Here is a 493-nt window from a genome sequence, read left to right as displayed (position 1 = left end):
GGCGTGATGAAGACGGTTGCTGACAGCCCGGAATGGCGGAGCCAGTATCTTGATCGCTTCAACGAAATTCCGTTGTTCCTCAACAGCAAGGAATTCGGCGAGGAGATCGTCGCGACATCACAGCGATACGAGACTTTGATGCGCGAACTCGGCCTGATCAAATGACACAGGTGCCCCTGGTACCACCCGGGGGCGCCACCCCATCACAGGCTCCATAGCGCCGGGCTTAGGAGAAATAGCAGATGATACCTCTACGTTCATTCGATCTCGGTCTTTCGGTCATCTTCGCCCTGCTTGGCATCTATATTACCTGGCAGGGCACCACGTTCGGCTACCAGGACGGCTCTGTGCCGGCGGCCGGCTTCTTTCCGGTTTGGATCGGAGCCGGACTTGCGCTCTTCTCGGTGCTCAACCTCGTCAAGGTCCTTAAGCGGTCGGGCCTGCTCGGCAGCGTCGAAACGAGGGAAGTCGTCCGGGTGGGGCTGGTCAGCCT

1 protein-coding gene is annotated in these 493 nt (G+C 59.0%); it reads left to right on the top strand.

The window, feature by feature from the left end:
• Positions 1 to 242 precede the first annotated feature (242 nt).
• Positions 243 to 493: hypothetical protein (locus tag AB4Z23_RS28335; RefSeq protein WP_441361287.1), on the top strand; the 251-nt coding region annotated here is incomplete at its 3' end.

The sequence above is a fragment of the Agrobacterium sp. MCAB5 genome (assembly GCF_052114365.1).
In the GTDB taxonomy this organism is placed as follows: domain Bacteria; phylum Pseudomonadota; class Alphaproteobacteria; order Rhizobiales; family Rhizobiaceae; genus Agrobacterium; species Agrobacterium tumefaciens.
This window is presented reverse-complemented; position numbering and strand designations above follow the sequence as displayed.